Consider the following 6,289-nt stretch of genomic DNA (forward strand, 5'->3'; position numbering starts at 1 on the left):
TTCATAGGCTTGGGGAATATGCCATTCGTTGGCCAATTCTACAAGGCGCTTCGGTTGTGCCCTATCGCAGGTGAAGTCAAGCGGGCAACAGTCCAAGCGCCCGCACGGACTGCCAGACGTCATCGACGCTCAGCTCCTTCAGCGTCGGCGCCGAGTTGATGATCACCGGCGCTTTCGGGCCGCGCGGCGCTGAATGGTCCGGATCGCTTTCGGTCAACGCGAACAGGGCAATGCCCGGCGCGCCTGCCAGCGTGGCCATGTGCATCGGCCCGGTATCATTGCCGACCACGAACAGCGCCTTCTCGGCAAGCGTCACGATCTGGAACAGGTCGGTGCGCGTCACCAGGTTCTTCACCCGGGGTTCCCGGCGCGCAATATTATGCGCCAGCGGGCCTTCCGCCTTGCCGCCAATGATCACCGGCATGATGCCCGCATCGGCAATCCGCATCGCCAGTTCGGCATAGTGCTCTTCCGGCCAGCGCTTGGCCTCCCGGTGCTCCGATGCGCCCGGAATGAGCAGCATGTAGGGCTCGGTCAGGGCGAAATAGGCCGGCTGCAGGCGCGGCGTGTCGCCCAGCTTGTAGCGCACCCAGGACAGGTCCGGGAAGGGCGCGCTGGGGCCCAGCCAGCGCCCGCCCGGCGCAACACCCGCCACTTCCAGCTGCTCGGCCAGCCGGTCGATCGAGTGCATCTTCCCGCGCTCGACATTGTCATGAAAGAAGGCCGCCCGCTCATGGTGGCCCGACCAGAGCGGCGTCTTGCCCGACCGGCTCAGCGCGGTGAAATAGTTCTTCGTCCGCCCGCTGGTCTGGAAATCGTAGACAATATCGAAGTTCATCTTGCGGATACGCTGGATCAGCGCGCCCGTCGCCTTCATGCCTTCCGGCCGACCATCGGTCTCGATCCGGTCGACATAGGGGCAGAGTTTCGCGAATTCCTCGAAAAAAGGCGTCGTCAGCAGCGTGATCCGGGCCGACGGGTGCATCTCGCGCACGGCCTTCATCGCGCCCAGTGCCAGCACAAAGTCACCCAGCGCGCTCAGCTTGATAACGAGCACTTCCTTGGCTTTGGCGCCGGGGTTGACCGGGCTCATCGGTACGTCTGCTTTCGCCATCCCTGCTTACTAGGTCCCTACTCCAGCAAACGCTTATAGACATTAAGCGTCGCCGCCTGAAGCCCCTGCTTGGAGAAATGCGCGCGCACATGCGCCTGACCGGCTTTTCCCATGCCCGCCCGGGCCGATGCACCGACGTCCAGGAACGCCCGGATCGCCCCGGCCAGCGCCGCCGGATCGCCCGGCTCGGCCCGCGCGCCCGTCTCGCCCTCGATCACCGTTTCACGTCCGCCGCCATGATCGGCCACGATCACGGGCCGTCCCATGGCCGAGGCCTCGACCGCCACACGCCCGAAGGCTTCCGGCCGTATCGACGGTGTCAGCACGATATCCGCCGCCAGGCAGGCCGCCGGCATGTCGCGTTCATGTTCGGCCAGGATCACCGTACCGCCCAGCTTGTAGTCCAGGATCGCATCTTCCAGCTTGGTGACATAGGCCGCCCGGCCCTGCGGATCGCCCGCCAGCACCAGGACAAGGCCCTTAAGCTCCTGCACCGACATCAGCCCCAGCGCCTCGATGGCCACAAGCTGGCCCTTCCATTCGGTCAGTCGGCCCGGCAAGAGCAGCGTCACGCGCGGATCGTCCACAATGCCCCAGCGTTGCCTGACCGTCGCGATCCGCGACGGCGTCACAGCCACCGGGTCGAACACGGCAAGGTCCACGCAGCGCGGGATCGTGACAATCCTGTCCTCTGCGAGGCCGTGCTCGGCATGCACATGCGCCGCGATCCAGTTCGAATTGGCGATCACGAGGTCGCCTTTCGCCATGACGGAATTATAGGCCCGCTTCAGCCTCGTCTTGCCCGAATAGGCGCCATGATAGGTCGTCACGAAGGGCACACCTGCCGCCTGCGCAGCCCAGTAGGCGCTCCAGGCCGGCGCGCGCGACCGGGCATGCACAAGGCTGACGGTCTCGCGCGCGATCAGGCGCTCCAGTTTACGCTGGTTCAGCTTGAGCGTGATCGGGTTCTTCGATTTGGCATCCATCGGGAACAGTTCGCCGCCCAGCGCCGCAAACTCATCTTCCAGTCGTCCGCCCTTGCTCGCCAGCAGGGCCCGGCCGCCGGCCGCGATGATCGCCTCGGTCACTTCCAGCACGGTGCGCTCCACGCCCCCGGCTGAAAGCTCTGGCGCCACCTGCAGGATGGTCTTGCCGGTCATGTCCGGGAAATCGTCCAAAGCCGCTCTTGCCCCTCGCTCGCTTGACAGGGGAAACAGATGAAGGAACGGAAGGGCTATGACAACGTCCTATTTCACCAGCCCTCAAGGCAGGCGCCTCGCCTTTCGTCACAATCCCGCCAGCACAGGCAAGCTGACATTCGTCTGGATGTGCGGCTTCAAGTCCGACATCAGCGGCAACAAGGTTCTCCGGCTCGAAGATTGGGCGAATCGAACGGGCCATGGCATTTTGGCCTTCGACTATTCCGGTCATGGCCAGTCAGACGGCACGTTCGAAGACGGCACGGTCAGCCAGTGGCGCGACGATGCCCTCGCCGCCATCGACAGCCAGGCAGACGGGCCGCTCGTGATCGTCGGCTCCAGCATGGGTGGCTGGATGGCGCTGCTTGCCGCCCTCGCCCGCCCGGACCGCGTGAAAGGCCTGGTCCTGATCGCCCCGGCGCCGGACTTTACCGAAAAGCTGATGTGGCCCGAATTCTCACCCGAGGCCCAGGCCGAAATCATGGAACATGGCTTCACGCTACGCCCGTCAGACTATGATGAACCCTACACGATCACCCGCGCCCTGATCGAGGATGGCCGCCAATGGCAGATCCTCGACAAGCCTATCGGCTTTGACGGCCCGGTCCGCATCCTTCAGGGCATGCAGGATTCCGACGTGCCATGGACCCATGCCGCCCGCCTCGTCGATGCCCTGACCGCCAGCGACCTGACAATCACCCTCATCAAGGACGGCGACCACCGCCTCAGCCGCGAGCAGGACATTGCCCGCCTGTTCGCAACCTGTGACGAGGTGGCCGCAACGCTGACCTAGAGCCGCGACCCGTCGAGCGTCACGTCCGACTTGCGCCAGACAATGTCGAACATGTGCTTCATTTCGGCGGCCTCGTTGGTCTTGCCCTGTGCGGTCAGCGCTTTCATGAGTCCCGACATCGACCAGCCATTGTGCGGATAGTCGACAAGATCCTTGCGATAGACCGCTTCGGCCTCGGCAAACTGGCCTGCCGCGATATGGGCCTCACCCAGCGATTGCCGCGTCGGGTAATACCAGAAGGGCGGTTCGGTATAGGGCAGCGAATCCTGCGCATCGACCGCTGCCGAGAAATGCGCGATCGCCTCATCGTGACGCGCTTCGACACTGGCAATTTCGCCCAGCAGGAGTTCGTCGGCAATCGTCAGCAGCGTGCTCGCCGGATAGTCCGCCGTATCAAGGAAGCTGATCTGCACACTGCCTTTCAGGGTCGCCAGCTTCTCGCGTTCCGCGTTCGCGGTTTCCGTATTGCCCGTCCGCGCCGCTGCGACGCCCCTCGCATAATGCCAGATCGCATTGGAGTAATCGAGCGACTCCGGCGGCTGCTCCAGCGCGAGGATGTCCTCCCACTGCCCGAACTGTACCAGCGCCAGCATCGGCACCGTCTTGAAGAACTCGATCGTCGGGAATTGCTCGATCTGTTCCAGCCTCACATTGTCGGCCAGTTTATGCGCCGTACTGATGGCCATGTCGCGCTGGCCGGCCATGCTGGAGGCCGCCCACAGGAAGTGGATATTGTGCGGATAGTAGAGCGCCGGATAGAAGCCCTGCGCATTGCACTGGGCGATATAGTCCTCGTCCACCTTGGCCGCACGTATATTGGCAGTCGCCGCGTCGTCGTAGCGTCCGACACGCCAGTAGATGTGCGCTGGCATATGCACGAGGTGACCTGACCCCGGAACCAGGTTGGCCAGCATGTCGGCCTCATCTTCTGCCCGCCCCGGATTGTGCGAGGCTTCGACTGCGTGAATATAAAGGTGCAGCGCCAGCGGGTGCTCAGGCGAACGCGCGATGATACCTTCCAGCGTATTGATCACTTTCACCGTCTCGGGCTTCGGCTCGCCATTCGCAGACCAATAATCCCACGGCATCGTGTTCATCCAGGCTTCGGCATACATCGCGGCGACATCATCATCCTCGGGATGGTCTGCCACATACTGTCCCATCGCCTCGGCATAGGCCACGTCCAGCGGCTCGCGCGGTGTCGTGGCGTCTCCATTATAGCGCGTCGCCAGCGCCGCGATCAGCGCCTGCTCGTCCGGACTTGCCGTATCTTTCAAGGCCTGCGCCTTGTTAATCTCCGCAAAGGCCGACACGCGATCGGCTTCAGACATCACGGCCTTGCCCTTGCTGGTAACGTTGATGTTCGGGCCTGTAGCCAGCGCTTCTCCCCAGAAGCACATCGCACAGTCCGGATCGAGTTTCTGCGCAGCACGGAACGAGCGGATACTCTCGGCATGATTGAAGCCGAAGGCCAGCACCATGCCCTGGTCGAAATATGCCTGCGCGTCCGGCCTTGATGTCGTGATCTCGCGGTGGAAATCGCCCATACCCTCGAACAGGGGTGCGCCCGCCAGCGTCGCCACATCGACCGTTTCGTCAGCCGGTGCCGTCAGCTCAACCGGCACGGCGGTCTCGGCTATATCCGGCCCGCGCTGGTGATGCCGGAAATGGCTACAGCTTGTGAGTGCAATGGCGCTGACCGCCATCAGGATATGTCTGCTTGTCATGTTTCGTTCCCTCTTTGCAGGCCCGTCAGCGTCCGCCCACGACCACCTGCGCGTAATGAGACTAACCTAGCACAAAATGCAGGCCAGATTGACCCCGCGTTGGGCTTTCATCCCGGCCGACAGAATTACAAATACGTAAGTGACCGACGGATCGCGGATCAATCACCGTTCAAGCCGGATACAAAATCCGCTTGAAGGTCTCCCCGAACATGAACCATTTTCCATCCCGCATCGCGGTGCCTGCCGCCTGCCTGGCTGCGGCCCTGCTCGCCACTGCCTGCGCATCGCGTCCCCAGCTACAGCGCCATGATGACGCGCAGCGCGAACGTCCCAGCGTGCACGGTGGCATGATCGCAAGGCCGATTGCACTCCTCTTTGCCGGTATGGATGTCGATCACGACCATGTCATCGACGAGGCCGAACTGGCCAATGGGATTACGCGGGAATGGCAGGCCACGGGCACACGAACCGTCTCGGCGCTTTCTCTGACAGAATGGTCCGTCTACGCCCTCGGCGATGCGGACGCCCTGCCCAATCATATTGCGTTTGACAGGAATTTCGACGGCCAGGTCACTGAGGCCGAATTCCGCGCGCGCCTGATCAGCGAGTTTGCCCAACTCGACGCGAACCGCGACCAGGAGCTAACGCGCGCCGAATTGCTCATCAAAGCCCCAGAACGGTCGCAATCCCGCACCACGTCCGAGAGTGGACAGCGCCCCAGCGGCGGTGGCGGTCGCCCGCCCCGCTAAAACCACCCGTACCGCCCGGCGCAACACAAGCTCCCGTCTCCGTCGGGGGCTTTCCTATATCCGGCGCTGCCACGCCTGCGGCTTAACAGACCGTATACGCGTTCCCCGACATTCGCATGAAATTCCCCGTGGAGAACTAACCATAAATAGCTGTTTTTGTGGGATAAATTCCGGGTGGAGCAAAAGGCTCCGCTTGGGTTATTTATCGGGAAAGAATTCCATGCGGTTTGTCAGCCGATTCGTCAGCCTGCTTGTGGTTGTGGTCACGTCGCTGACGTTTCCATCCGACGCCGGCACGATTCAGGTTGGCGACCTCGACGGCCGGATCGCGATCGGCGGGCAGATCGAAATTGCCGAATCTGTTTCCCCCGATACGCAAATCGAAGACATTCTCAGCGGGACCAGCCATGCCGTCTTCGAGCCGAGCAGGAAAGACATCTTCATCGGTTCCGGAAAAACCGGCGACATCTGGATCAAGGCGGACCTGGTCAATTCCAGCAAGTCAGACCTCCGCGGCAACGCCGTCATCCGCTTTCCCTACCTGCAGGTCGTAGAGGCATACATAGTCGACGACCATGGTGTCACGCAGACGGGCCGCGCCGGTGCCGCGGTGGCTCGTGATGGAATCGCCATCCTGGATCCTTTCCCTGCCTTTGAAGTCGATATCCCCGCGCAGGAATCTCGCACGATTTACCTGCGCGTCCACA

At 62.6% G+C, this 6,289-nt stretch carries 6 protein-coding genes; 3 read left to right on the forward strand and 3 right to left on the reverse strand.

The features are described from left to right. Nucleotides 1-76: 76 nt before the first annotated feature. A complete protein-coding gene (locus tag ACESNB_RS07125) occupies nt 77-1,114 on the reverse strand; it encodes a glycosyltransferase family 9 protein (RefSeq protein ID WP_373005739.1) in 1,038 nt (345 codons plus the stop codon). A 17-nt stretch (nt 1,115-1,131) separates the two neighbouring features. Further along, nucleotides 1,132-2,292, reverse strand: coding sequence for a glycosyltransferase family 4 protein (locus ACESNB_RS07130; RefSeq protein ID WP_373005741.1), 1,161 nt, complete (start codon nt 2,290-2,292; stop codon nt 1,132-1,134). 58 nt (nt 2,293-2,350) lie between these two features. Between ACESNB_RS07130 and ACESNB_RS07135 the strand changes: the two genes are divergently transcribed. Continuing rightward, on the forward strand, nt 2,351-3,106 hold the full coding sequence (locus tag ACESNB_RS07135; RefSeq protein ID WP_373005743.1) for an alpha/beta hydrolase: 756 nt from the start codon (nt 2,351-2,353) through the stop codon (nt 3,104-3,106). On the opposite strand, the gene ACESNB_RS07140 is transcribed toward ACESNB_RS07135, so the two are convergent. After that, nucleotides 3,103-4,833, reverse strand: a complete 1,731-nt coding sequence (locus tag ACESNB_RS07140) for a tetratricopeptide repeat protein (RefSeq protein WP_373005745.1) — start codon at nt 4,831-4,833, stop codon at nt 3,103-3,105. The two genes, ACESNB_RS07135 and ACESNB_RS07140, sit on opposite strands and share 4 nt — an antisense overlap. Before the next feature lie 209 nt (nt 4,834-5,042). On the opposite strand from ACESNB_RS07140, the gene ACESNB_RS07145 reads away from it, so the two are divergent. Both ACESNB_RS07145 and ACESNB_RS07150 read left to right on the forward strand, forming a co-directional pair. Further along, complete coding sequence (locus tag ACESNB_RS07145) at nt 5,043-5,582, forward strand: hypothetical protein (RefSeq protein WP_373005747.1); 540 nt, start codon at nt 5,043-5,045, stop codon at nt 5,580-5,582. A gap of 220 nt (nt 5,583-5,802) precedes the next feature. Further along, a partial coding sequence (locus tag ACESNB_RS07150; protein ID WP_373005749.1) for a 7TM-DISM domain-containing protein occupies nt 5,803-6,289 on the forward strand: 487 nt, incomplete at its 3' end.

Source organism: Hyphomonas sp. (genome assembly GCF_041689225.1).
Classification (GTDB): domain Bacteria; phylum Pseudomonadota; class Alphaproteobacteria; order Caulobacterales; family Hyphomonadaceae; genus Hyphomonas.

Bases quoted from the DNA above. Each gene is read 5' to 3' on its own strand.
- ACESNB_RS07125 (WP_373005739.1), bottom strand. From the start codon at position 1,114: ATGGCGAAAGCAGACGTACCGATGAGCCCGGTCAACCCCGGCGCCAAA.
- ACESNB_RS07135 (WP_373005743.1), top strand. From the start codon at position 2,351: ATGACAACGTCCTATTTCACCAGCCCTCAAGGCAGGCGCCTCGCCTTT.
- ACESNB_RS07140 (WP_373005745.1), bottom strand. From the start codon at position 4,833: ATGACAAGCAGACATATCCTGATGGCGGTCAGCGCCATTGCACTCACA.
- ACESNB_RS07145 (WP_373005747.1), top strand. From the start codon at position 5,043: ATGAACCATTTTCCATCCCGCATCGCGGTGCCTGCCGCCTGCCTGGCT.